We start from the raw sequence: 26,720 nt of genomic DNA on the forward strand, positions 1-26,720 counted from the left end.
AGCACGCCCCCTTCCCTACTCCACCTAAGCCGCTTTAAAAAAATAGACCCATCAATGCCTTACGCCGTGCGCGTTTTTATGGTCGAGATTAAACCCGCATACCTTGCCTCTTCATCCAAACCCACATAGATGCAGCGTGGATCAGAGGGCAGGGTTAAATCAGTTGCAAAACCAGCCAGCGAATCGTGCATATAGTGATCAAAAAAACCAATCAGCTCGGCATCTTTTGTTTCATCTAATCCTTTACCCTCTTGGGCATCTTGCCAAGCTTTTAATAAGCTTTGATAGTGCGGGCGCAATTTTTGGCCTGATTGAGCCAATTTAATAATTTGCTGTGTTTCTTGTACTAGCAATCGATCATACATAGGCAAACTCGCCCCTGTTTTGCCAATACTGGGCAAGCTATCTAGCTTTGCTTTTTCTTTAAGCCAATTGTCTTTGGCAATTGCTAGCTCATTATTAGCCTGTGCTTCATCTTGCAATAGCTGGGGGTCTATTTCTCCGCCTACACGGGCCTGCATATTGCGTTGGTTTTGCACGGGGCGGCTGTATTTTTGTGCTTTTTTATGCGCCTGCTTATATTTTCCTTCTAAATCACCGACTTTTTTTCCTAATTCTTCGTGATCTATTTTAAACTCGGCTTCTTGATCTTCATTGGTTTTTAATTGCGCAGCCCGTGAATTTTTTATTCTAAAAAATCGCCATAAAAAATAATAATACATATGTGAAAGCACCGTTCTACCTAGGGTGCTATTGCTAATTTTAGCTTGATAATTGCTATAGGCTTTTAAAAAATCTGGTGACACATCAAAATCTTTATCCAGCTCACTTTCTTTTAGCTTTTCCATGTTCATTAAGGGCACGCCCTTTTCTATGGCTAATTGATACATCGCCAATAGGGGGATCTGCCCCAATATTTCATCTTGACCCAAGCTTTTACCTTCTTCACCAGGGCGATAGCCGCCACCCACATCAGAGTGCATGCCGGGGTAAACCATTTCAATACAATTGCTAGGGTAATGCTGGCCCACTCTCACGCTATCACTCGGGAAAGAATGCCTTTGCTCATGCGCCGCCACCATATGCACGCAATAAGCCACCAAACCAGAGAGTGGAATACGCAAATCATTCGCCCACTCCATATGGCCATCGGCCCAAGTAGGGCTAGGATCGGCCCCTGGCTCGCCAAAGGCCAGCTTGGCCAAGCCATTACTATGGTTATCCCTGCGGGAAACCAAGCTTTTTTCATACGCAGCCCATTTGGCTGCGGTGGCATTGCTAGCCGCCAAGGCGGTTTCCACCCCAGAGCCTGCGGGTAAGCCAACCGCAGCCACGGTATCAAACAAGCCCATAAAATAAATAGTGAATGGCGCATCTTTACCATTGGGCAATTTATACAAGCCACCAGGGCACAGCTTATCCAAAATCAGCGCAAAAGCCCGTGCCAAAGCAGCCCCGCGCGAAAAGCCAAATAATGACACGCGTATTTCAGTGATTTCTTCCTGAGTATGGTCAACCACCGCCTTAAACTGATCTTCGGCCCAATCCAAACGTTTTCTGCCACCGCCACCAAAAGCCAGCCCCAAGGTGCCGCCCCCATTGTCGTTAATATCTCTAAAATAGGTACCTAAGCCAGGAATATAAAAACCATACATACCCAATGTCTTATCACTCAGCGGGTGGGCACGAAATAAGCGGGCTACATTGCTATGCTCAAAAGTCCCCACATCCGCGTCTACATTATTCCCCGTACCATCAAAGAAAAACGCCAAATTCAGGGTAATACAGCATTTAAGCCCCTGCGCGGGCTTAAAAGTAGGCGTGCTCACCATAGGCAATACTGGCATGATTGCTGCAGAAACCGAATCCGCCCCCTCTTCTTTGGCAAAATCTGCACTGGCCTGCAAGGGGATGGCTTGAATTCTTAGCGAGGGGCTACGTACTTTACTCATGGGTTTACCCCTGCATTTTTCAACTGCCGATCAGTCAATCTTGGGTATGCATTGGGGTCGATTAACTGAGCAGCGGTACACATTGGAGAGACAAAGGTCACCCCCGTGCGGCTCTGTGTATTTTCATCAAAAGGTAAAATAAGCCGTGGCGGTGAAAAGGTATTAGTAATCGCCGCTTCTACATGGCCATCTTCATAAATATGTGCTTCTAAATAACGGGCATCGGCAGGCGGTGGTGTGGTAATCAAGGCTTCGGCCTCTTTCCAAAAACGACGTATTGAATAAGACACTTCTCCTCTCGAATTGATTGTTTTATATTTACATGAATCCCCTGTCCACTTCACTTTTACCTTAATCGGCAAGCGGCTATTCGGCCACCAACTACCACAACAAGCACTTTTACTTCCTCCTGCAGTCGAGGTACTAAGGAAAAGGTTCCCCCCTCCCTGGCCATTAATTTCATAACTATCGATATAGCGATTGGTATAGTTATATCCGTGCAAGGCCAGCGAAATGCTTTCTGAAGCATAGCTACTGCAGCCAGCAAGAATTAGCCCGAGCAGGCTTAAGCATTGTTTGATTTTACTCATGGTGTAACCCCACTCTCTTTTAATTGCAGGTCAGTCAATCTTGGGTACGCATTTGGGTCGATTAATTGTGCCCAAGTACACATTGGAGCCACATAGGATTTCCCTGTGCGGCTATGTGTTTTTTCATCACGAGGTAAAATAAGCCGTGGCGGCGAATAGGTATTGGTAATCGCCGCCTCTACATGGCCATCTTCATAAATATGCGCCTCTAAATAGCGGGCATCGGCAGGCGGTGGTGTGGTAATTAGGGCTTCGGCCTCTTTCCAGAAATTTCGTAGAGAGGAAAAAACCTCGCCTGTAGAAGAATACTCTTTAAATTCACAAGAATTTGCTACCCACTTCACTTGCACCTTAATCGGCAAGCGGCTATTCGGCCACCAACTACCACAACAAGTACTTTTACTCCCTCCCGCTGTCTGGGTGCTTAAGCCCATATTCCCCCCTCCCTGGCCATTAATTTCATAACTATCGATATAGCGATTGGTATAGTTATATCCGTGCAAGGTCAGCGAAACGCTTTCTGAAGCATAGCTACTGCAGCCCGCAAGAATTAGCCCGAGCAGGCTTAGGCATTGTTTGATTTTAATCATGGGTTTATCCCTGCATTTTTCAACTGCCGATCAGTCAATCTTGGGTAGGCATTTGGGTCAATTAACTGGGCAGCGGTGCACATTGGTACCACATAGGGCTCCCCTGTACGGCTCTGCGTTTTTTCATTAAAAGGCAAAATAAGCCGTGGCGGTGAAAAGGTATTGGTTATTGCCGCCTCTACATGGCCATCTTCATAAATATGCGCTTCTAAATAGCGGGCATCGGCAGGCGGTGGCGTGGTAATCAAGGCTTCGGCCTCTTTCCAGAAATTGCGTATTGAATAAAACACTTCTCCTCTCGAATTGATTGTTTTGTATTCACAAGAATCCCCCACCCACTTCACTTTTACCTTAATCGGCAAGCGGCTATTCGGCCACCAGCTCCCGCAGCAAACACCTCCTCCCCCACCTGATGTAGAGGTGCTTAAACCCATATTTCCCCCTCCTTGGCCATTAATTTCATAACTATCGATATAGCGATTGGTATAGTTATATCCGTGCAAGGTAAGCGAAACGCTTTCTGAAGCATAGCTACTGCAGCCCGCAAGAATTAGCCCGAGCAGGCTTAGGCAATATTTAATATTGCTCATCACTTCCCTTATGCATTATTTTTAATGATGATATTGACGGTATAGAAAAGCTTATTTTGCATTTTTAATCGCTAATTCCAATGTGTGTACCCGGCCTTCAGCCAGCACAGCTTGCCATTTTTCTTCATGAAAAAAGTGCGGGCCCCACGCTAAAGCTAATGCACAGTAATCAAGTTGATCATTAAATTGCGTGAATCCATTTTGAATAGCCTGATCGCGCTGCATTTGCACAAATTGAAACCGAGCAGCTCTAGTCATTGGATAAAACAATGAAGGAAGTTGCTCACCTAATTGCACCTGCAATTGATCTGTTTCGGCCATCTTAATTAAAGGCTCTTGCTGCTTATCAGATAGCGCCAATGGCCATTTTAATAAATCATGCTCATCTTCATCAATTGCCTGCTTAAATAACAAACCATCTCGCCCCAACCAGAACCAATGCTCCCCCAGCGCTAAAAAATCTCTTTGCACTGGCGCTGCTAGCACGGCCAATAAGCTAGGCAAAATGCGTGGATCATAAAAGCGCAATAAGGCAAGCTGGCCTTCTAACTTCACGTCTAATCGTGCATTTAAACGCTGTGCCAGCTCTGCTGGTGGTAATCCAGAGCAAATCCAACTGCAGCAATCCCCCAATAAAGAAGCCGTAATTGTTTCATTCAGCAAAAACTCATTTTGATCTACACGTACTAACCAAGGGGCTTCTGTCCTTGCCGTTGATTCAGGCGTGCCATCAAACAAGCAATAACCCTTATCAGCCAACATAATCCGTAGCCACCGCCTTGGATTATCTGTATTTGCTAAATCAATTAGAGCATATATAGGCGTAGCGATATTATTCTTTTGTAAATCTAATTTAATACTTTCATGCTGCTCAGATAAAAAAGCAGGTAATGTAGTTAATTGCATAATAAGTTACCTTGGAATAAAAGGGGCCGCATTTTTCGCTGCGCGTAATAGGCAAGTAATACACGCTTCCCCTGGAAAAATATGCAAAGACGGGTTCATTTTTGCTGGCCCGCTCATTTCATGACTCGCACCTTTTATCGTGACCGCACCGGGGCAATGAATCTCGATATTGCCATCTTTTATGCGGATATAGCCGCCACCAGCGGTCATCAAGATTTCGTTTTTGGCCACTACCATAATGCTTTCTTTGCAGGCGGTGATTTTAACGTTTTTATCGGCAGTGATTTCAATATCATCATTTTGAGCTTGCAGCTGGATTTTGCCTTTGGCTGCGATCAGTTTGAGCGCAACTTTGTCTTTTACCCCGGCCACAAACATGCTGATGTGCTGGCCTACGTTGTGAATCCAGCGGCGGCCAGAGGTTTGATTGGTGTCACGCTGCGCGACCAGATCTAAGTTGGTGCCTGCGGTAAGGGTTTGGCTTTGCGGGCTGGTGATGGCAACGCCGTCCTCCCCGTGCAGCAGGATGATATTCTGCTGACCTGCTTGATCTTTGGATTTTGTTTTGCCGTCTTTATCCGTATTGCTGCCTGCTTCAAAGCTTTTGCTGGCGTGTACGTGGTGATAAAGATGGCCAGTGCTGGCGGTGCTGCCTGCGCTGTTATCAGCCTCAACAGTTTTGCCTTCGTCGCCGGTTTCTATGCTGTCGGCAAGCTGGTGGGTGGCCGTTTCGCCTAGGCTTTGGGCCAGTGAAAGGGCTGATTCAAGCTGGCTTTGGGCGGGGCTGCGGTCTAGCTGCTTGCCGCTAGCGCCACCTTTGGCTTCAGTGCTAATCAGTAAACCATTGGCGCGGATTGCGCCTTGCATATCGGTGCGCAGCTCAAAGCCTTCGCCGCGTGGCTCGCCTTTTCCATCGGTACGTGGATGGATTAAATAACCAAGGTTGAGCTGGGTTTTACCGTGCTCGCTCGATAATTTAGTGCGAACTTCATCCTTGGTATCATCAAACAACAGCTCGCCATACTGGCCACCTTCATGCTCTTTGGTTTTGATGCCGGATAGGGTTTTGTTGGCAGGCAGAGCGCCAGCACCGCTGAACGCGGGCACTGAATGGCTGCCGTTATAGGTAACACCTGTTACAATTGGGCGGTCGATATCGCCCTCTATAAAGCTTACAGTCACCTCTTGGCCCACCCTAGGGATAAACTGATGCCCAAAGCCCGCGCCTGCTGATGGATAGGCGACGCGAACCCAGCAGGATGATTTGTCATCCATATTTGCGCCAAATTCAGGGTGTTCGGCAGTACGTTGCCAATGCCATTGAATTTTTATCCGGCCGTGCTCATCCGTATGCACCTCTGATCCGGCGGGGCCAACTACCGTGGCGGTTTGTAAGCCTAGGCTGGTGGGCTTGGTAAATTCTTGCTCCCCCAGATGGCTAAGCACAGGCTGGCCGCGTCTTTGCGCGGTGAAGTCCGCTTGGTAAGGCGCGTTATCTTTGGCGGAAGTGGCAAGCAGGCTAGGCGCAGCTTGGAGTAATGCACGGGTTAGATCCACCGGAAAATTATTGTTTGCGGTGAATTTAAGCTCGGTGATGGCGAACTCTCGCTGCTCCGCGTTATCCCACTCGTGCGCAGGGTGATCTTCTAAGCGGAACCATTGCCCGGCTTGTAAGCTGCGTAATGTACCAGAGCCGGTAAACGATTTCTTTTGCGCATCCATTGCATCTTGGCGCAGCTTGGCATCGTTGTTGAACTGGTCTACATCGCTGGCGTAGTAATGCGTTTGCGGATCGTAATATTCTAGGCTGGCTTGGATTTGCTGCCCGCCATCTCCCTGATCAATCGCGCTTTCACTTGAACTGTGGCTGGTACTGGTCGCTTTATAGTCGTAGCTGGCAAGGGAAACTGAGCTGCTGCCAATTTGCCGCTGGGTATTCCATTGGGTAAGAGAATCACTTTTTTCCGTTGCTGATGATCTGTGAAAGCGAGCAATGGGCTCTAAAGCTTCGGGGATGGAGAATACATCATCAAACACCACCAGCTGCACTTGGGGCGAGTCTCCAGCCAAGAACTGAAAGCGCCATGTAAGTCCACTTTCCTTCATTAATCGGCATAAAAACGCAAAATCGTCTTCGCGATACTGTAAGCAGTATGAGCGCGGTGGATATTCGCCTGATAGCTTGAAATCCAGCGTTTGCACGGAGGCAAACACAGGATTTTTAGCCTGATGCTCGGCCAGTACCTGTTTCACAATATCGACTGGGGATAAATCCTGAAACACTCGTGAAGTGCGGCGGTGTCTGAGCAAGGCAAAAGGCGGCTCTACGGTGAGGGAATATTGAGCGAAGCCTCCGTCAGAGCCTAATAATTGCACCTGACTCACCACCCCGCAACGCTCAATCGCATCGCCATTGGCATTTGCGATAGACAAAACAATCGGCAAGCCAAGCAGCGATTTAAGTTCAAGCGCACCGTCGGGGGACAAACAATCGATCTGATAGCGATACGCTTGGCAAATCCCCTCACTACCGGTTACGCGCTGGGGTAAGAGCTGCTGGCCCCAAGCTGCACCATCGCCTAATTGAAGAGAGATAAGGCGCTGATCTTGATTAAAGGCAGCGGCGAATGAGGCAAGCAGATCACTAAGATTCATGATAAATCAACGATGTATGACGATCGCTAATATTACACTAAGCTTTAAACCGCCTGTTTTGTAATTCACCTTATTTATCTATATTTACTAACTTGATTGATCACACTATGTAAGTAAAATAATGTATCAAAGCTCGTTATTGTAAGTCCAGAACCATTGCGTTGTGGTTTCTTGTACTTTAGCAATCATTGCAAAATCATCACCAGCTAGGATGTGGCTTACAGCGCTCAATATAGGCATATTGCTGCTGATTGCTGGGTTGAATATAGGCCAATTCAATCGAATTTGTTCTGCCCAACTCATTTAATAGGTCACTCATATATTCAGGGGCAGGATCAAACCTGATTCTGTTAAATTTGCCACGCCATTCGATGATTTAATACAGGCTGCGCACCACACAGCCTGCTTGCAAAGAGAAATAAACTTCAATACCGATTTTTTCCCAATTACAGCAATCAATCACGTTAAATAAGCAAATACAGCGGACACAACAAATGGCTCTGGCGTTTTGCATTCTAAGTCATTTTAAAATAGATACGCAGATGTAATTCTAAATTAAATATGGGGTAGGCAAAGAATCAGATTCTGCCATAAGCATTTTATACAACAGCTGTTAAAGCCTGAGGGTACCTCATATCGATGAATAAGTTATTATCAATCTCATTTCACTTGGATATGGCGTTAGCTTGCCTCTTCATAACAAAGCCAAGCACTTCCCATTTACTTATTCAACTCTTCATACAACAAGGACTGCCATGAGTATCACACGCAGAGACTTTCTTAACGGCGTAGCCATAGCAATTGCGGCGGGTGTTGCCCCCATTAGCCTGCTGCAGGCGGCACAAGGCGGCAATGCGCTGGCCCACAAAACGCTAAACTACCCGCCCGCCCTCACTGGCCTGCGCGGCAACCACCCCGGTTCTTTTGAGCCGGCACACAGCATCGCCCTCGGCGGCAAGCAATACAACTTCAAGGCCGCCCCGCTTGAAGGTGAGTATGATTTAGTCATCGTAGGCGCTGGGATTAGTGGCCTAGCGGCCGCCTGCTTTTATCAGCAATTACTGGGCGCTGATAAAAAAATCCTGCTACTCGATAACCACGATGATTTCGGCGGCCACGCCAAGCGCAACGAGTTCAGCACCCCAGATGGCTTGCTACTGGGCTACGGCGGCAGTGAATCCCTGCAATCCCCGCGCTCGGTCTTTAGCCCAGTGGCACTAGGCCTGCTTAAGGCGCTTGAAGTGAATATCGATGAGCTGGCTAAGGGCTTCCAGCAGACCTTCTACCCAGATCTGGGCTTGAGTCGCGGCGTATATTTCGATGAGAAACACTTTGGCGTAAACAAGATAGTAAGCGGCGATCCTAGCCACAGCGTGGCCGATGACATCCCGCGCGATCGCCTCAACGGCCGCTCGCTGGCCGCGTTTATCGGCGACTTCCCGTTAAATGATGCCGACAAGGCCGCTTTGCTAGCGCTACATGAAGATAAAACCGATTACTTGAGCGGCATGACTCAGAAAGAAAAAGACCTATGGGTGACCCGCAATAGCTACACCACTTTTTTGCGTGACAAGGTGGGCCTGAGTAAGCAAGCGATCGCTTACTTCCAGCAGCGCACCAGTGACTTCCAAGCGGTTGGTATCGATGCCACCGCTTGCTCTGATGCACGGCTCTGTGATCTGCCAGGTTTTGGCGGCATGAATCTGACACCCCTTGATGCTGAAGAACAAGCAGAGCTGGACGATCCTTACATCTTTCACTTACCAGATGGTAATGCGGGGCTGACACGCCTAATGGTGCGCAAGCTAATCCCGCAGGTAGCCCCCGGCCACACCATGCAGGATGTGGTGTTAGCCAAGTTTGACTACAGCCAACTCGACCAGCCTAAGCACAAAGTAAGGTTGCGCCTTGGTAGCGCAGCGCTGCAGGCAAAAAACATTCACCACGCGGATAAAAGCAAAGGGGTCGAAGTTACCTACATCAAGGAGGGCAAACTTTATCGGGTGCGGGCCAAGCAATCGATCATGGCCGGTTACAATATGATGATCCCCCACATCGTACCCGAGCTACCAGAGCCTCAGAAGGAAGCGCTACGCCAAAATGTGAAGGCACCGCTGGTCTACGCCAATGTGGTGATCAAAAACTGGCAAGCCTTCGTTAAGCTCGGGGTACATGAAATCTATTCACCGACGGCCCCTTACAGCCGAGTCAAGCTAGACTACCCTGTGAACCTCGGTGGCTACGAGCATCCTAAAAACCCAGATCAGCCCATCTGCCTGCACATGGTGTATGTGCCCACCCTGCCCAATACCGGCCTATCCGCACGCGAGCAATCCCGCATGGGGCGCGCCACAATCCTCGGCATGCCTTTTGAGCAGCACGAGCAGATGATCCGCGAACAGCTGCAAGGAATGTTGGGCGGCGCAGGCTTTAACCATGAGCAGGATATCCTTGCTATCACGGTGAACCGTTGGTCCCACGGCTACTCCTACGCCACCAACACCCTGTTTGATGATGAGGTGCAAAGTGAGAAATGGATGGAGCTGGGCCGTCAGCCGATCGGCAACATCACCATCGCCAACTCCGACTCTGCCTGGAGCCCCTACGCCCACTCCGCCATCGATCAAGCCTGGCGCGCAGTCAACGAGCTGGCCACCATGAAACAAGGATCGGCGCTCAAAAAGAAGGTCACCAAAATCTAAAAATTGAATAGCATTTGGGAAGTTTGCTCAGGCCGATAAACTCCCCGCTTATATGATTGGCGGGTGATTTTATCTATTAAGCTGCGTAAGAATAAACGCATGAGCAAACCTGAACCGAGCAAATCCCACACATTGGAGCGCCTGTCACGCGGCACTTAAATCGCGCAATGGCATGCACTCTTAACAGGAATAAGGGGATAGCAAGCTAAATTTAGCGATGCGGCCATTCAGTTTTGCTTAACTATCAAGTGCCTATTTAATCTGCCACTACGCCAAACAACAGGCTTTGTAGAAAGCTTACTTCAACTCGCCAGTGTAGATTGGAAAGTGCCTGACTCCCGCACGATCTGCCGACGAAAAAACGTCTTAAGGTCGTCATATCGGCACAAAAAAAGCATGAGCGGCTTGCAATGATTGGTCGACAGTACGGGTATCAAGATGCTGGGCGAAAGCGAGCCCATGTGGAAAGTAAGAATATTTTGTATGTGTGGTTGTCACATAAAAATAAAACTCCATCCGTACAAAATCCGGTACACCACAAAGAAAAAGCCCCGCATAAGCGAGGCTAAGTCTTTGATACTATTGGTCGGAATGAGAGGATTCGAACCTCCGACCCCTTGCACCCCATGCAAGTGCGCTACCAAGCTGCGCCACATTCCGAACTCAGGCACGTATTATATCTTACGGCCCACTGCCTGGCTAGTTATCCAACCACGCAAGTAATTCTTCTAATTCATGACGCAATTCTGTCACTGTAGTTCCCTCTTCCGCGCCATCAGCATCTCCTCGAAGCGCTGATAGTTGGTTGCGGGCACCGCTGATGGTAAAGCCTTGTTCGTAAAGTAGGGAGCGGATCCGCCGCACTAGCAGCACTTCATGGTGCTGATAGTAGCGACGATTGCCGCGCCGTTTTACAGGCTTTAATTGCGTGAATTCCTGCTCCCAGTAACGCAGCACATGCGGCTTTACACCACAGAGCTCGCTAACTTCACCGATGGTGAAGTAGCGTTTTGCTGGGATAGAGGGTAGATCACTGGTCGGTATGACGAGGCTGGTGCTTTGCATAGTGACTTTCGACCATTCCCTTCAGCTTTTGACTGGCGTGGAAAGTAACCACGCGTCGTGCGGAGATGGGGATTTCTTCGCCTGTTTTAGGATTACGCCCAGGACGCTGTGGCTTGTCTCTGAGCTGAAAATTGCCAAAGCCGGAGAGTTTTACCGAATCGCCCTCAGAAAGGGACGTGCGGATTTCCTCGAAGAAGGCTTCGACCATGTCTTTCGCTTCACGCTTATTTAAGCCAACCTTGTCAAACAACATATCAGCCAAGTCAGCTTTAGTAAGAGTCATCATAGTAGGGGGGTGTACTGCATTAGCATTAGACTCTCAACGTCGCACCGTTTACTTCGGCCGCACGGAGCATATCCGCGACGACGGCGTCGACTTCCTCATCAGTAAGAGTTTTGTGAGTATCTTGCATTAACATCTTGAAAGCAAGGCTTTTTTTACCTTCTGGAACACCTTTTCCACGGTAGACATCGAACACTTCTGATGCTATGAGGAGCGGGTTTTTCAGATTGGCGAATGCAGCTTGTAGTGTTGCCACCGACAAGCATTCATCAACCAGTAAGGCAAGGTCACGGCGAACTACTTGTAGCTTGGATACAGGCTTCGCCGTAAGCGGTTCAACGCTTACAAGCGCAGCTACATCCAATTCAAACAAGACGGGCGCTGTGCCTAAATCGTACGATTGCACCCATTTAGGATGCAGCTCGCCAATTACACCAACCACGACACCGTTTAATAACACTTCGGCAGCGCGGCCAGGATGTAGGGCTGGATGATCGGCTCGGCGGAACTCTGCTTGGCGCGGAGCAAACAATGCTTCTACGTCGGCCTTTACATCATAAAAATCAATCTGCTGCTTAGCGCTAGCCCACTGCTCGGCCGTGCGATGCCCCCAAGCTAACCCGGCTAGTTTTTCTGGCTGGGCGCTTGGATCCTTACCATAAAATACACGAGCCATTTCAAACAGGCGCACACGCTCTTGCTTGCGCTTAATATTGCCTTGCAAGGCTGAGATTAAGCCGCCAAATAGACTAGAACGCATCACACTCATTTGACTAGAAATTGGGTTTTGCAACTTAATTGGGGTGCTATTACCCGCAAAATCTGCTTCACATTTTTCTTCAACAAAGGCGTAGCTAATCGCTTCGAAATAATCACGAGAAACCATTAAATTTTTCAAAGCAGAAGCTGCCCGAGCATTACCCGGCAGGGGCAAGATCACTTGACGTGATGCAGATGGTGCAACTGGAATATTGTCGTAGCCAAATAGACGAGCAATTTCTTCGATTAAATCTTCTTCAATCACAATATCGAAACGGAACGATGGCGGAGTCACGGTAATGACATCGCCTGCAACGGACGTTGGCAAGCCCAAACGAGCCAGTAGCGCGAGAATTTCGTCAGCGGATAAAGAGACACCCAACACCTTGGCCACGCGTGATACGCGCAATCCCACAGCAGGGCGAACCGGCAGCTCCGCCACCGCTTCTGTAACTGGGCCGGCTTCACCGCCGCAAATTTCAATAATCAGCTGGCTAGCACGCTCAAGTGCATTCAGCACATTGGCAAAATCAATACCTCGCTCAAAACGATGCGAGCTATCTGAGCTAAAACCAACACGGCGTGATCGCCCAGTAATTACACTAGGTGCAAAGAAGGCCGACTCTAAAAAGATATGGCGCGTACCAGCCACCACAGCAGATTCTAAACCGCCCATGATGCCAGCCAGCGCTAAAGGCTTCACGCTATCTGCAATCACCAGCATGTCTGCTTCAAGCGTTAGCTCTTTTTCATTTAGCAGTGTAATTTGTTCGCCTGGCTGAGCAAAGCGAGCCTGAATACCACCTTCTAGCTTCTCAGCATCAAAAGCATGCATAGGCTGGCCCAGCTCTAACAACACATAATTGGTTACATCAACAATCGCCGAGATCGAGCGTAAGCCCGAACGCTCTAAGCGTTGCTTCATCCAATCTGGAGTTACAGCAGCTTGGTTTACATTTTTGATCACACGTCCAGCATAACGTGGGCATGCAACGCCCGCGTTCAGCGATACGGCCATCACATCGTTACACGTCGGTGCGACAGCTTTAATTTCAACCGGATTAAGCACGGTATCCGTTAAAGCAGCCACTTCTCGCGCAATCCCTTTAATCGAAAGACAATCAGTGCGGTTTGGCGTGAGCTTTAAAGTCAGCAAGCGATCATCAAGCTGTAAATATTCGCGGATCGACATGCCAATAGGCGCATCACTAGGCAAAATCATCAAGCCATCTACATCGCTTGGCATGCCTAATTCATCGCCAGAGCACAGCATGCCAAAGGATTCAACGCCGCGAACCTTGGCTTTTTTGATATTAAAATCGCCAGGTAAAGCTGCGCCAACCCGGGCGCAAGGTACTTTAATACCAGGGGCCACATTAGGTGCGCCACATACAATTTGCAGCGGTTCAGCCTCACCAATATTCACGCTACAAACATTCAGTTTGTCTGCATTTTCATGCTTAGTAACAGACAGCACCTCTGCCACAAACACTTGAGTAAACTCAGGCGCTGCAGGGTCATTTTCTTCCACTTCTAAACCGGCCATTGTTAATAAATGCGCCAGTTGTTCAGAATTTAGTGCTGGGTTAACCCAGCTACGCAACCACTGTTCAGAAAATTTCATCACTCGCACCTACGAACACGCGGAGAATTAAACATCCGCTAGAAAAAGCCAAGTCAGCTAAAGCAAGCTTTACGCTTTAGCTGCACTCCTTTTTTAAACACCACGTGCCAATTACTTGAACTGCTCGAGGAAGGAAATATCGTTCTCGAAGAAGAGGCGCAAGTCATTTACGCCGTAATACAACATTGCAAAACGATCTAGGCCAATACCAAAAGCAAAGCCTGTGAATTTCTCGCTATCGATGCCCACATTTTTCAGCACATTAGGGTGCACCATGCCGCACCCACCCACTTCCATCCAGCCTTTAGACCACTTTACGTCGATCTCAGCCGAAGGCTCGGTAAAAGGAAAGAAAGAGGGGCGAAAGCGCACTTCCAGATCATCACGCTCAAAGAACTGACGCAAAAAGCTTACAATCACACTTTTTAAATCGGCAAATGAAACGTCTTGATCAACCCACAAACCTTCCATTTGATGGAACATCGGTGAATGCGTTGCATCAGAATCAACACGGTAAACACGGCCTGGTGCGATAATTTTAATCGGCGGCTCATGGCTTTCCATGTAACGCGCTTGAATCGGGGAAGTATGCGTGCGCAATACTTCGCCACCTTCTACATAGAAGGTATCTTGCATACCGCGGGCAGGATGATCCGGCGGCAGATTCAAGGCTTCAAAATTATAAAAATCTGTTTCGATTTCAGGGCCATCAGCAACAGCGAAACCCATAGAATGAAATAGCGTTTCAATACGCTGACGCACCAGTGTTACTGGGTGCAATCCACCACCAGCCAGCCCACGGCCGGGCAAGGTAATATCCAGCGCTTCAGCCGCTAATTGCTTAGCCAGCTTATCTTGGGCAATGGATTCTCTGCGAGCATTAAGCGACGCTTCAAATGCTTGCTTAGCCTGATTAACGATTGCACCAAAAGATTTTTTTTCTTCAGGTGGCAAGGTAGCTAACTGTTTTAAGAGCGCAGAAATCTCGCCCTGCTTGCCAATAAATTGCGCCTTGGCATTTTCAAGTTCGTTCGGGTCATTGGTTGCATTTAATGCAGCCAGGCCTTTTTCCAGAATCGCTTGTACATTATCAACCATGATCTTGCGGCAATCTCAGGCAAATTGTTTTGCTCAACCTAATAACTTAAACGAAAGCAGTCAGGTAAAAGCAGCCCCTTGGTTAAACCAAAGGAATAAAAAAGGGAGGCCAGAAGCCTCCCCCTCTTGTCGACCAGCCGATTAGGCGGCTAGTTTCGCCTTAGCTACTTCAACAAACTGGGCAAAAGCCGGTTTATCAAAAATAGCCATATCAGCGAGAACCTTACGGTCAACTTCAATACCAGCTTTCTTCAGACCGTTCATGAAACGGCTGTAGGCCAAGCCGCACTCACGGGATGCAGCGTTAATACGCGCAATCCATAGGCGACGGAACTGACGTTTTTTCTGACGACGGTCACGGTAAGCGTATTGACCTGCCTTCATGACAGCCTGTTTGGCTACACGATAGACATTTTTACGACGACCACGATAGCCTTTGGCCAGAGCGATGATTTTCTTATGACGGGCACGAGCTGTAACACCACGTTTAACGCGAGGCATGAGTCTTTTCCTTTAGTTATGCGTAGGGCAACATTGCACGGACAGAAGGCATGTTCGACGGATCGACCATGCTTGTACCGCGCAGCTGGCGCTTAGTCTTAGTGGTTTTCTTGGTCAAGATGTGACGCTTGAAAGCGTGACTACGCTTAACGCCACCACCACCGAGAACCTTGAAGCGCTTTTTAGCGCCGCTCTTGGTCTTCATCTTAGGCATGATGAACTCCTACTACTGAGTTAGATAGGGCGACAGGCGCCATAGCGGTTGCCCGCTTTGCACTTAATACCTGCCACCACGTTTTTATTACGGCTGCTGGCTGACTTTAAACAAACAATCAACCTTGCCAGACGCAGCCGCTAGCCCGGTCATTTTTGCAAATAGTTAGATGGCTTTCTTTTTAGGAGCCAACATCATCACCATCTGACGCCCTTCCAGACGCGGATACTGCTCAACCACAACCAAATCGCCCAGATCAGCTTCAACACGTTTCAGCTGAGCCATACCGATTTCTTGGTGAGCCATTTCACGACCACGGAAACGCAAAGTAATCTTCGCTTTATCACCATCGGCAAGGAATCGAGTCAGATTACGCAGTTTGATCTGGTAATCGTTCTCGTCCGTGCCTGGACGGAATTTAATTTCCTTGACCTGGACCTGCTTCTGGTTCTGCTTGGCGGCGTGTTTCTTTTTCGAGTCCTGATATTTAAATTTGCCGTAATCCATAATGCGGCAAACTGGCGGCTGTGCTGTTGGTGCGATTTCCACCAGATCAACATTGGCCTCTTCGGCCAAAGCCAAAGCCTCTGAAAGGCTGACGATACCAAGCTGCTCGCCATCCACACCCTGCAAACGTAACTCACGGGCGGTGATTTCACCGTTAATCCGTGGTTCTTTATCCTGAGAAGCTATTGTGATTCTCCAAGTCGTTCAAAATCAAAACCGTGCGATGGCCATGAGTTAAAGCTGTGGCATTTCTGATTTTAGACGCTCAACGAGCGCTTCAATCGTTAACTGCCCCAAGTCTTCACCAGAACGGCTTCGCACGGCCACTAGGCCTGCCTCTTTCTCTTTATCACCAATAATTAGCTGATAAGGTAGACGTTGCAGGCTATGTTCCCGAATTTTATAGGTAATCTTCTCATTTCTCAAGTCCGCTTGAACTCTAAAACCAAGAGACTTGAGTTTTTCGGTCACTTCTACGGCATATTCACGCTGTGCATCGGAAATATTTAAGACCACAAGCTGCGTTGGAGCAAGCCAAACAGGGAAAGCACCGGCATGATTTTCGATCAGAATACCAATAAAACGCTCCATTGAGCCCAATACTGCGCGGTGCAGCATCAAAGGACGATGTTTTGCGTTATCAATCCCAACATACTCAGCGCCTAAACGTTCCGGTAAATTTGGATCGATCTGTAAAGTACCACATTGCCACACTCGACCGAGACAATCTTTTAATGAAAATTCAATTTTAGGGCCATAAAATGCGCCTTCGCCTGGCTGGTACTCAAAAGCCAAACCTTTAGAATCCAGTGCAGCGGCCAATGCAGCCTCGGCATGATCCCAGCTTTCTTCTGTGCCAACACGTTTTTCCGGACGAGTGGAAAGCTTCACCAAAATTTCATTAAAGCCAAAGTCAGCATACACCTCTTGCAGCAAATCAATAAATGATGCGGCTTCCGACTGAACTTGGTCTTCTGTACAGAAAATATGCGCATCATCTTGCACAAAGCCACGCACGCGCATAATACCGTGTAATGAACCTGATGGCTCATTACGATGGCAAGAACCAAACTCAGAGAAACGCAGAGGCAAATCGCGGTAAGAGCGCAAGCCTTGATTAAAGACTTGAATATGCCCTGGACAATTCATTGGTTTTACCGCGTAATCACGTTTTTCCGACTCGGTAGTAAACATTGCATCGTGATAGTTCTCCCAGTGGCCGGATTTCTCCCACAAGGAACGATCCATCACCATCGGGGTGCGAATCTCCTGATAGCCGTGCTGATCAAGCTTCTTACGCATATATTGTTCAATCGTCTGCCACAGCGCCCAACCCTTAGGGTGCCAGAACACCATACCAGGCGCTTCTTCTTGCATATGAAATAAATCAAGCTGCTTACCAATTTTACGGTGATCACGCTTTTCTGACTCTTCCAACATATGCAAGTACTGTTCTAACTCGTCTTTTTTAGCCCAAGCAGTGCCATAAATGCGAGTCAGCATTTCATTTTTGCTATCACCACGCCAGTAAGCGCCAGCCACTTTCATTAATTTAAATACTTTCAACTTGCCCGTAGATGGCACATGAGGACCACGGCAAAGATCAGTGAAATCTCCTTCACGATACAAGCTCAGCGCTTGATCGGCAGGAATTGACTCGATAATTTCAGCCTTATAAGCCTCGCCTATGGACTTAAAGTAAGCCACCGCGTCATCACGAGATAACTCATAACGCTCAACAGGAATATCTTTCTTGGCCAATTCGCTCATTTTCTTTTCGATTACGAGCAAATCTTCTGGAGTAAATGGGCGCTTATAAGCAAAGTCGTAATAGAAGCCATTTTCAATCACAGGGCCGATTGTGACTTGAACATCAGGGAACAGCAGCTTGACCGCATGAGCCAGCAAATGCGCTGTAGAGTGACGAATCACTTCTAAACCATCGCCATCTTTATCAGTAATAATAGCAAGCTGAACGTCTTTATCGATCAAGTAACTGGTATCGACCAAGGTGCCATCCACCTTCCCTGCCAAAGCAGCGCGCGCAAGACCCGCACCGATACTTGCAGCTACATCACCCACGGTAAGCGGGGCGTCGAATTGTCGTTCAGAGCCGTCTGGCAGGGTCACGATAGGCATAGTTTGTCCTGTGCTGCGCGTTAAGAGAGGGGTTGAAATACTTTCTAAAAGAGTAACAGAAGCCGTAAAAAATGAACGAAAAAAAAGTGCGGCTTACGCCGCACTTTTTATAAATCAAGCCCCACGCACACGCCGCCAGAGTTACTCTGCAGTGGTGCTAGTTCGATTCATGGGGCTTAACTCCATCTTATGTAAGCATGACTTGAACACTACAAATCACACCTTATGAATTTTTTGGTAGGGTTGGTGAGATTCGAACTCACGACCTCTTGGATGTCGACCAAACGCTCTAACCAACTGAGCTACAACCCTAGCGCTTTAACTAATTTGCTTGTTCAGCAAGATCAGAGAGAGCGGATTCTAGATTAATTTTGTGCACCACACAAGCGAAAATTAAATATTTTAGCAGCCGCATCCACGCCCACTTAAAACAACGATAGCCCGTCACACAACATGCAGCCTAAGTAAGCCATCCCACAAAAACGCTCCACTTTAAAAATTATTACATTAATTCAAATCATTACACCCGCTCAATTGGCTCTGTAAATATGCCGTTTTATAGGCACGTACTCGATAAGACTGCTGCAAAAGAGAGACAAATTAATAATTTATGCTCATAACATCTAGACGCGCCAATTTTATTTGTTATTATTCACACAGCTTACTAAATAAAAAAGCAATGTAAGTCGTTTCAAACACGTCTCTCCTTAAAAAAATAATCAGGCAAAAAACCATACCTTTAGGAATGTTTTTTATGTCTGAGTTTTGAGCACGCACGCTGTTCATTCCAATCTAAGAGACACACAGGGAGTTATATGAAGAAATCACTCAAGATGGCACTGCTTGCAGCAGCCATGGGCTTAGCGGTGCCTGCTGTTCAAGCATCATTAATTAACTTTGATGCATTAAAAGGCGATATTTTCCAAGGCGGAGAATTATTCAATGCAGATCCGCAGTTTAGTTTTAAAGTGCTGGGCAATGGCCTAGCAGGCGCAATTGCCACCAGTAGCACATGTGCTGTTCTTGATTGCCCAGCTAACAATAACACCCCCTACTACCTTGGCCTGAATGATGGTGGACTGAGTATTTCTAACCAGAATGGCTTTAAGCTCAGCAGTTTTTCTAGCAGCTTTGCATCCCCAGTATCCGTTGGCATTCCCTTTACTGTTGCCAATTTGATTGTCAATGGGACAGGGCTTGGCGGGGAAACCTTCAGTGATAGCTTCACCCTGCCTGGCCAAAACACAAATGGAAAATGGTCTTTCAGCGATTTTAAATACACAGCAAGCAACCGTGTATTTAAGGAAATCAGTTTTGCAGCATGCCTAACCACCACGGCAGGTGAATGCGTTCTGTTTGGTAATAACCAAGCTCAATTTGGGCTAGATAATATTAACGTCACCGCCGTTCCTGAGCCTGCAGAATGGTTATTAATGGCACTGGGTCTAGCGAGTATCAGCATGGTGATCCGCCGTCGAAATAAAGCTCAGAACAATTCTGCAGGGATTGCATCATGATGAAGCGCAGCATTATCAATTTAGCCGTGGTGGCTTTGCTGGGTGCTGGCGCGACAAACTCTGCCTTTGCTGATGAAGCACGCTTGCCCTATATCATTCAACTAGCTGACAAACCTGCCGCTTCCTACACCGGTGACATCAGTGGTTTAAAAGCCACAAAACCAGCTACAGGCCAGCTGCTTGATGTCAATGCTTACGATGTGCAGGCTTATATCAACTATATCGAAACCAAACAAAACAAATTACTTGCCACCATCGCGAATGCGCCGGTTGTGCATAATTATCAAGTTGTTTTCAATGGCTTCTCTGTCATGCTGACCGACGCTGAAGTAAGAAAGCTAAAAAACAGCGCGGATGTTGTGGCGATTACACTTGATCAGCCACGCACAGTCCAAACGAACTACACACCGAAATTCTTAGGCTTGGATAAACCAAGCACTGGCCTATGGCCACAGCTCAATGGCGCTGGCAGTGCTGGTGAAAACATCATCATTGGTGTGATTGATACCGGTGTATGGCCAGAAGATCCTTCTTTTGCTGACCGCGTGAATGACAAAGGTGAAGCGACCCATGATGCTAACGGTAGCCAAGTTTATGATGCGCCACCTGCATCGTGGAAAGGCTCTTGCGAAAGTGGCGAAGGGTTTTCTGTTGCTAATTGTAATAACAAGTTAATTGGCGCAAAGAAATTTAGAGCGCAGTACGAAGCCTTGGTTAACAGCGGAGTAAAAGTGCCACACTGGAGCGACTACAACTCTCCACGTGACAGTGATAGCCACGGCTCACACACAGCCTCAACAGCGGGTGGTAATGGCAAAGTGGCAGGGAAAATTGGCGGCGCATCCATTGGTTACCTTTCGGGGATTGCACCGCGCGCGCGCCTTGCAACCTATAAAGTATGCTGGACTTCCAACGAGCCATTTAAGCCTGAAGGCAAAAACAACTGCTACGGCGGCGATAGTATTAAAGCCATCGAAGCGGCCGTTAGCGATGGTGTAAATATTCTAAACTACTCCATTAGCGGCGGTGAGCAGCTCAACGATCCGGTAGATCTGGCCTTTTTGGCTGCGGCCAATGCGGGGGTGTTTGTTGCTGCATCTGCAGGCAATAGCGGGCCTGCCAATATGGTGGCTCATATCGGTCCATGGCTGACCACCGTTGCAGCATCAACTCACGACCGTGTGCAGGAAAGTACCGTTACCCTTGGCACGAAAGTACTGAAAGGTGGCTCGGTTAACCCGACTCCGTTGGCAGCAAATTTAATTGTTGCTAAAAACGCCGGTGTGGCCGACTACGCCAGCCTGTCTCCTGCCAGCAAAACAGCGCTTGACCGCTGCTATGGCGAAGCAGATGGAGTGCCTGCCGATGCAAAGCTTGACCCTGCCAAAGTCGCAGGGAAAATTGTGTTGTGCGATCGCGGCACTACAGCGCTCGTCAACAAAAGTGGTGCGGTAAAAAGCGCTGGCGGCGTAGGTATGCTGCTCACCAACCTAGCAGGTGGTGCGGCAACCATTACCGCGTTTTCACATACAATTCCAACCGTACATCTAAGTGATGCGGATGGCATAACGGCAAAAGCCTATGCCGCGGCTTCAGGCAATACGGCTCAAGCGGCATTGGGTGTATCGGTTACGGCATCTGCAGGCAATGCACCGGTTATGGCAGATTTTTCATCCCGTGGTCCAAACCGTGCGGATGCAAATGTGCTCAAACCTGATCTGACAGCACCTGGTGTGGATATTCTTGCGGCATCACGCCCGCTACTTTCAGTAGAGCAACGTAATCAAATCGCAAATGGTGCAGTGGCTCCGGCAGAATGGGAATCTATGCAAGGTACGTCGATGTCCAGCCCACACGTTGCAGGTCTTGGCGCGCTGTTGCATCAGCTGCATCCAACATGGTCACCAGCGGCAATTAAATCTGCCCTGATGACTAGCGCCTACAGCACGCTAAATGATGGACAACCTCGCTTACAAAATGGTTTATTGCCATGGGCTCAAGGTGCTGGGCATGTAAACCCTAATGTAGCAGCGGATCCTGGCCTAGTCTACGACGTGAGTGCTATTGACTATGACCGCTACCTGTGCGGACAAAATCAGCTAAGCCTAGCTAAATGCAGCGTGATCGGCAGCATTCAGCCTTACAATCTGAATGTGCCTTCATTAACCACCGCCAATGTTCTCGGTAAGTTTACTTTTACTCGGACGGTGACTAATGTTAGCGATCGTGCCTCTATCTATACCGCACAGGCAGCAATCTCCGGCTTTACTGCCACAGTCTCTCCAACAACGCTGAGCCTGAATCCGGGAGAGAGTAAACCCTTTACGGTAACGCTGAGCCGCACAACGGCAGCAAAAAACGTTTATCAGTACGGCTCGCTGGTTTGGTCTGATGGCACCCATACCGTACGCTCTCCGCTAACGGCTAAGGCCAGCCTTTTATCTGCAGTTTCACAGTTAAATAGTGAAGAAACTTCGGGCAGCAAGGTCATTACGATTGCCACCGGCAGCGATAGCAAATTGACTTTGGCTAGAGGAGGCCTAAAAGAAGCAACAGTGAGCCGCGGTACAATTGCCACAGATAACGGCGCAAAAGATGGCTTGGCGGAATGCGCGGCGGGCATTAGCAGCCATGGCGTTAAAGTCCACAGTTTCAGCGTTCCAAGCAACAATCTTGTTAGCCGTTTTGCACTCTATAACTCAGACACTCAGCATGGTGCTGAAGATGACTTAGATTTACTGGTCATGAACTCTGCAGGCGTTAAAGTGGGTAACAGTGGCACCGATGGCTCCAACGAAACAGTGCAGCTGTTTAATCTACCTGTCGGTAACTATAAGGCTTGCGTAGTAGGTTATGGCGTTAAGGGAGGTAGCACTAGCTATGCACTATCTAGCTGGATTATTAACACAGGAGATACCGCTGCAGAGTTTAAAGCACTGGCTCCAAGCAAAATCTACGTTGGCGGTACTGCCTCTATAGGGTTTAGCTGGAAAAACCTACAGGTTGGTAAACGTTATCTTGGCGGCGTTGCTTACCTAATTGATGGTATATCACAAGCTAATACCGTGCTAATGGTAGAAACCAATGATCCACTACCAACAGCAACATCCGTAACACGCACTGTGGGTGCTGATATTTAACACTTAGACTTACAAAGCAAAACGGCGAACTTTGTTCGCCGTTTTTTTATCTGCTTTTAATAAGCACTCTCACTCTTTAATACGCATTGCTTCTTACTGCATACCACGGCTGGGTGGCTCACTACGCTGCAGTCAGACAACTCACCACTGTTTTTAATCTGCTCCGCGCGCGCTTCTGCGTATTGTTTAGCGAGAAAACCAATCTTGTCCGCATTGCCTTCTGCCACAGACCAAGGCCAGTAAAGCTCAGGACCACCGCAAGACTTAAGCCCCAAAGCAAGGACTCGGCATTGAGAGTCTTGCTCGCAACCCGCCCTGCCCACTTCCTTTTTAAGTGCAGTCAAAGGATCGTTTGCCTGCGCAAGCGTAGTGCATAACATAAATAAGACAGCGCTAAGTTTCTGCATAGTTACCTCTTATCAATCAGCAAGCATACCTTAAACACAAAAAAGCCCAACATTGTTGGGCTTTTCTTTTAAATACCTGGTTTGCGCCAGAAGTAACGCCAGACAAATCCAGGCCAAGCAAATACTAGAAACATCGCAAAAGTGGTGGCAAAGAAAGGCCAGTTTTGCGCGTGTACGGGGGATAGACGTCCCTCTAGTACTCTGGCTAATAAACCCAACGCTATATAGAGGATAAACAATTCTAACAATCGCCAGTGAAAGCCTTTGACCTTCTTAGCAGGAATACAGAATAAGATTTGCTCTATAAAAAATGGCAGATTGGCGGCAATAATCGCCAATCCACAGAGCAGATAAACATTATTCATTACATAACTACTAATGATGAGCTCACGGCTTGCGAAAGCACGGCCATCAAGCGATCAGGCATTAAGCCTAAAACCAGCAGCAATAAGCAGTTTACTGATAACACGAGCTTGGTATCAAAGCCTGCTTCAATCGGCGCGGTATCTGTTGCTTCGTCAAAGTACATAATCTTCACGATACGTAGGTAATAAAACGCGCCAACCAGCGAGAACATCACCGCAATCACCGCCAGCCACACATAGCCTAAATTAACGACGGCTTGTAGTACCGACAGCTTAGCAAAGAAGCCAACAAAGACAGGAATACCAGCCATTGAGAACATCACAAACATCATCATGCACGCAAACCAGGGGCTACGGGCGGCAAGACCTTTGAAGTCATCAATCTTATCAGCTTCAAAACCGGTACGAGACAGCAGCATCACCATGCCAAAACCAGCGGCGGCGGTAATCACGTAAACCATGGCATAAAAGAACGATGCGGAGTAACCAATCGGGCTGGCAACCAAAATACCTAATAGTAAAAAGCCCATATGCGAGATGGTTGAATAAGCCATCATGCGTTTCATACTGGTTTGCGCAATCGCAGTCAGGTTACCAATCGCCATCGATAGTACCGACAGCACAACCAGCATACTGCGCCAGTCAAAAGCATAGCCTTCCATACCCTGAGCCAACAGGCGAATCACAAAAGCAAACGCCGCAAGCTTTGGCGCTGAACCAATCAGCTGAGTAATTAGCGTAGGCGCGCCTTCATACACATCAGGCACCCACATATGGAACGGTACAGCGCCCAGCTTAAAGGCAATACCTGTTACCAAGAACACCAGACCAAAAGCGCCCAGCATAAGGTTGGCTTCACCACTGGTGATTTTATGTGCAATGACAAACACATCCAGCGATGCGGTTGCGCCATAAATCATCGACATACCGTAGAGCAGCATCCCAGACGCCAAAGCGCCCAGAATAAAGTACTTCATTGCCGCTTCTGTGGAAGCAATTGAATCGCGTTGCAGCGCAACTAGCGCATACAAAGACAATGAAAGTAATTCAAGCCCCATATACAGCGTTAAGAAATTAACGCTTGAGGCCATGATCATCATGCCAGCTAAAGCAAACAAGGTGAGCGTGAACAACTCGCCACGGAACAAACCACGAACAATGGCGTAATCACGGCCATAAATCAGCACCAGTGCCACGCCTAAAATCATGCCAAGCTTGGCAAGTTGCGCAATGGGATCACTAATAAACAGGCCATTAAATGCCAAATGTGGAACGGGATGCATGCCATTCACCACTAGCAATGCCGTAACGCCCAGCACAAGCAATGTCAGCACATAAGTAATGTGCCGCTTTGCATCAGATACAAATAAATCGAGAAGAAGTACCACACAGGTAGCAAATAGCAGGAAAATTTCCGGCATTGCCACCCAAGCATTAAGGCTCGTCCAGGTCATTATGCAACCCTATCAAATAGTATTGTGGTCCGAAGGTATAAAACCTCAGGATAAAATCGGGAAGCCCATTCAGGCTTCCGACTATCGCTCATCAGTGCAATTTGCTTTGTGAAACATGCCAGATTAAATCATTCACTGACACATGCATCACATCTGCAAATGGCTTCGGATAGAGACCCATGCCAAGCACAGCAACAGCCAGCACAGCCAGAATCAGGAATTCGCGGCTGTTAACATCTTTCAGATGCTCAACATGTGCATTCGCCACTTCACCAAACAGCACCCGCTTGTACATCCACAAGGTATAAGCTGCGCCAAAAATCAGCGTGCTCGCACCCGCAAAGGCGTACCAGAAGTTGACCTGTACCGCGCCCAGAATCACCATAAACTCACCGGCAAAACCCGAAGTACCTGGCAGACCTGAATTGGCCATTGCAAACAACATCATAAAGCTGGCGAAGATCGGCATTTTATTAGCCACACCGCCGTAATCTGCAATCTTGCGGCTGTGTACACGGTCGTACATCACACCGATACAGAAGAACATCGCGGCTGAAACAAAGCCGTGCGAGATCATTTGCAGTAATGCGCCTTCTACCGCGTACTGGTTCATCTGTGTGCCACCGGCAAACATAAAGAAGCCCAGTGTGACAAAGCCCATGTGCGAGATCGAAGAATAAGCGACCAGTTTCTTCATATCAGTTTGAACAAGTGCAACCAAACCAATGTAAATCACTGCAACTAAAGATAGCGCTACAAACACCCATGCGTATTCACGCGCAGCGTCTGGTGCAATCGGCAGAGCAAACCGTAAAAAGCCATAAGCACCCAGCTTGAGGGTAATCGCAGCCAACACCATCGAACCACCAGTAGGTGCTTCAACGTGGGCATCCGGCAACCAAGTATGAACTGGCCACATCGGCACTTTTACAGCAAAGGCAAAGAAGAAAGCGATCAGCACTAAAGTCTGTGCAGTCATGCCTAAAGGCAGACGTTGGAAGTCCGCAATTTCAAAACTACCACCAGTTTGCTGATAAAGGTAGATAAACCCAACCAGGGTCAGCAAGGAGCCAAGCAATGTGTAAAGGAAAAACTTAACCGATGCGTACACGCGGCGTGGACCGCCCCAAATACCGATAATCAGGTACATAGGAATCAGCATGGCTTCAAAGAATACGTAGAATAAAATTGCATCCATGGCGGCAAATGCACCATTGATCAAGCCCGACATAATCAAGAACGCGGCCATATATTGCCCGACACGCTTTTCGATCACCTGCCAGCCAGCCAAAATCACCATCAAGGTAATAAAGCTATTCAAGATCACAAACAGCATCGAAATGCCATCAACACCAAGGTGGTAGTTGATATTAAATGAAGCGATCCACGGCTTCATTTCTTCGAACTGCATACCGCCATGTAAAGACTCAAACTGCGTATACAGCGGAATGGTTACCAAGAAACTCAGCAAAGCGCCAATCAACGCCAACCAGCGCGCTGCCGTCGCATTTTTGTCCCCGCCTGTCGCGAGTACTACAAGGCCCGCCACGATCGGCAGCCAGATCGCGAGGCTTAGAAGATTACCCGTCATAGTCAACCTACTTGTTAATTTAATTCGTAAGGGGGATTCGATCTATTCAAGACCTTCCCCCCCGATCCCCG

The 26,720-nt window shown here is 48.1% G+C and carries 22 protein-coding genes, 2 tRNA genes and 1 pseudogene; 4 read left to right on the forward strand and 21 right to left on the reverse strand.

Annotated features, from left to right (window positions below):
• Positions 1-59: 59 nt before the first annotated feature.
• The 7 genes from C1H71_RS04145 to C1H71_RS20595 all read right to left on the reverse strand — a co-directional run bounded on the left by C1H71_RS04145 (position 60) and on the right by C1H71_RS20595 (position 7,586).
• The gene (locus C1H71_RS04145; RefSeq protein ID WP_130105444.1) at positions 60-1,952 is read right to left on the reverse strand and encodes a T6SS phospholipase effector Tle1-like catalytic domain-containing protein; all 1,893 of its coding nucleotides are present in this window, start codon (positions 1,950-1,952) and stop codon (positions 60-62) included.
• Entirely contained in the window at positions 1,949-2,542 is a 594-nt protein-coding gene (locus tag C1H71_RS04150) for a DUF3304 domain-containing protein (RefSeq protein WP_130105445.1), read from the reverse strand. Before C1H71_RS04150 ends, C1H71_RS04145 begins: the two co-directional genes overlap by 4 nt.
• Positions 2,539-3,132: a DUF3304 domain-containing protein gene (locus tag C1H71_RS04155; RefSeq protein WP_130105446.1), complete on the reverse strand. Its 594-nt coding sequence runs from the start codon at positions 3,130-3,132 to the stop codon at positions 2,539-2,541. Before C1H71_RS04155 ends, C1H71_RS04150 begins: the two co-directional genes overlap by 4 nt.
• Positions 3,129-3,722 carry a DUF3304 domain-containing protein gene (locus C1H71_RS04160; protein ID WP_130105447.1) on the reverse strand — a complete coding sequence of 198 codons (594 nt, stop codon included), beginning with the start codon at positions 3,720-3,722 and terminating at the stop codon, positions 3,129-3,131. The genes C1H71_RS04155 and C1H71_RS04160 overlap by 4 nt, the downstream gene beginning before the upstream one ends.
• Positions 3,723-3,773: 51 nt before the next feature.
• On the reverse strand, positions 3,774-4,628 hold the full coding sequence (locus C1H71_RS04165) for a DUF4123 domain-containing protein (protein WP_130105448.1): 855 nt from the start codon (positions 4,626-4,628) through the stop codon (positions 3,774-3,776).
• Positions 4,629-4,634: 6 nt separating this feature from the next.
• Positions 4,635-7,283, reverse strand: a complete 2,649-nt coding sequence (locus C1H71_RS04170) for a type VI secretion system Vgr family protein (RefSeq protein WP_130105449.1) — start codon at positions 7,281-7,283, stop codon at positions 4,635-4,637.
• Positions 7,284-7,409: 126 nt separating this feature from the next.
• Positions 7,410-7,586, reverse strand: coding sequence for a hypothetical protein (locus tag C1H71_RS20595; RefSeq protein ID WP_188053581.1), 177 nt, complete (start codon positions 7,584-7,586; stop codon positions 7,410-7,412).
• A 452-nt stretch (positions 7,587-8,038) separates the two neighbouring features.
• On the opposite strand from C1H71_RS20595, the gene C1H71_RS04175 reads away from it, so the two are divergent.
• The gene (locus tag C1H71_RS04175; RefSeq protein ID WP_130105450.1) at positions 8,039-9,985 is read left to right on the forward strand and encodes an NAD(P)-binding protein; all 1,947 of its coding nucleotides are present in this window, start codon (positions 8,039-8,041) and stop codon (positions 9,983-9,985) included.
• A 165-nt stretch (positions 9,986-10,150) separates the two neighbouring features.
• A pseudogene (locus C1H71_RS04180) lies at positions 10,151-10,459 on the forward strand (transposase); the annotation flags it as partial.
• A 109-nt stretch (positions 10,460-10,568) separates the two neighbouring features.
• Here the strand turns inward: C1H71_RS04180 and C1H71_RS04185 are convergent.
• From C1H71_RS04185 to C1H71_RS04230, 10 genes are all read right to left on the reverse strand, one after another.
• Positions 10,569-10,645, reverse strand: a tRNA-Pro gene (locus C1H71_RS04185).
• Between the two features lie 39 nt (positions 10,646-10,684).
• Entirely contained in the window at positions 10,685-11,050 is a 366-nt protein-coding gene (locus tag C1H71_RS04190; protein WP_130105451.1) for a MerR family transcriptional regulator, read from the reverse strand.
• On the reverse strand, positions 11,016-11,333 hold the full coding sequence (locus tag C1H71_RS04195; RefSeq protein ID WP_046352592.1) for an integration host factor subunit alpha: 318 nt from the start codon (positions 11,331-11,333) through the stop codon (positions 11,016-11,018). Before C1H71_RS04195 ends, C1H71_RS04190 begins: the two co-directional genes overlap by 35 nt.
• Positions 11,334-11,361: 28 nt before the next feature.
• A complete protein-coding gene (gene pheT, locus C1H71_RS04200) occupies positions 11,362-13,716 on the reverse strand; it encodes a phenylalanine--tRNA ligase subunit beta (RefSeq protein ID WP_130105452.1) in 2,355 nt (784 codons plus the stop codon).
• A 111-nt stretch (positions 13,717-13,827) separates the two neighbouring features.
• Entirely contained in the window at positions 13,828-14,814 is a 987-nt protein-coding gene (pheS, locus tag C1H71_RS04205; protein ID WP_130105453.1) for a phenylalanine--tRNA ligase subunit alpha, read from the reverse strand.
• 141 nt (positions 14,815-14,955) lie between these two features.
• Positions 14,956-15,315, reverse strand: a complete 360-nt coding sequence (gene rplT, locus C1H71_RS04210) for a 50S ribosomal protein L20 (protein WP_130105454.1) — start codon at positions 15,313-15,315, stop codon at positions 14,956-14,958.
• 16 nt (positions 15,316-15,331) lie between these two features.
• Positions 15,332-15,529, reverse strand: a complete 198-nt coding sequence (rpmI, locus tag C1H71_RS04215) for a 50S ribosomal protein L35 (protein ID WP_046352269.1) — start codon at positions 15,527-15,529, stop codon at positions 15,332-15,334.
• A 165-nt stretch (positions 15,530-15,694) separates the two neighbouring features.
• Complete coding sequence (infC, locus tag C1H71_RS04220; protein WP_374704451.1) at positions 15,695-16,228, reverse strand: translation initiation factor IF-3; 534 nt, start codon at positions 16,226-16,228, stop codon at positions 15,695-15,697.
• 42 nt (positions 16,229-16,270) lie between these two features.
• Positions 16,271-18,175: a threonine--tRNA ligase gene (gene thrS / locus C1H71_RS04225; protein ID WP_130105456.1), complete on the reverse strand. Its 1,905-nt coding sequence runs from the start codon at positions 18,173-18,175 to the stop codon at positions 16,271-16,273.
• Between the two features lie 235 nt (positions 18,176-18,410).
• Positions 18,411-18,487, reverse strand: a tRNA-Val gene (locus tag C1H71_RS04230).
• A gap of 503 nt (positions 18,488-18,990) precedes the next feature.
• Here C1H71_RS04230 and C1H71_RS04235 point away from each other — a divergent pair.
• Positions 18,991-19,692 carry an NF038120 family PEP-CTERM protein gene (locus C1H71_RS04235; protein WP_130105457.1) on the forward strand — a complete coding sequence of 234 codons (702 nt, stop codon included), beginning with the start codon at positions 18,991-18,993 and terminating at the stop codon, positions 19,690-19,692.
• The gene (locus C1H71_RS21760; protein ID WP_130105458.1) at positions 19,689-22,832 is read left to right on the forward strand and encodes a S8 family peptidase; all 3,144 of its coding nucleotides are present in this window, start codon (positions 19,689-19,691) and stop codon (positions 22,830-22,832) included. The genes C1H71_RS04235 and C1H71_RS21760 overlap by 4 nt, the downstream gene beginning before the upstream one ends.
• Positions 22,833-22,888: 56 nt before the next feature.
• On the opposite strand, the gene C1H71_RS04245 is transcribed toward C1H71_RS21760, so the two are convergent.
• From C1H71_RS04245 to C1H71_RS04260, 4 genes are all read right to left on the reverse strand, one after another.
• The gene (locus tag C1H71_RS04245) at positions 22,889-23,239 is read right to left on the reverse strand and encodes a hypothetical protein (protein WP_130105459.1); all 351 of its coding nucleotides are present in this window, start codon (positions 23,237-23,239) and stop codon (positions 22,889-22,891) included.
• A 68-nt stretch (positions 23,240-23,307) separates the two neighbouring features.
• Positions 23,308-23,604 (reverse strand): DUF2818 family protein, encoded by a 297-nt coding sequence (locus C1H71_RS04250; RefSeq protein ID WP_130105460.1) that lies wholly within the window; start codon positions 23,602-23,604, stop codon positions 23,308-23,310.
• Positions 23,604-25,058 carry an NADH-quinone oxidoreductase subunit NuoN gene (gene nuoN, locus C1H71_RS04255; protein WP_130105461.1) on the reverse strand — a complete coding sequence of 485 codons (1,455 nt, stop codon included), beginning with the start codon at positions 25,056-25,058 and terminating at the stop codon, positions 23,604-23,606. Before nuoN ends, C1H71_RS04250 begins: the two co-directional genes overlap by 1 nt.
• A 91-nt stretch (positions 25,059-25,149) precedes the next feature.
• Complete coding sequence (locus tag C1H71_RS04260; protein WP_130105462.1) at positions 25,150-26,649, reverse strand: NADH-quinone oxidoreductase subunit M; 1,500 nt, start codon at positions 26,647-26,649, stop codon at positions 25,150-25,152.
• Positions 26,650-26,720: the final 71 nt, after the last annotated feature.

Origin of the sequence: Iodobacter fluviatilis (genome assembly GCF_004194535.1) — a bacterium.
GTDB classification, from domain to species: domain Bacteria; phylum Pseudomonadota; class Gammaproteobacteria; order Burkholderiales; family Chitinibacteraceae; genus Iodobacter; species Iodobacter fluviatilis_A.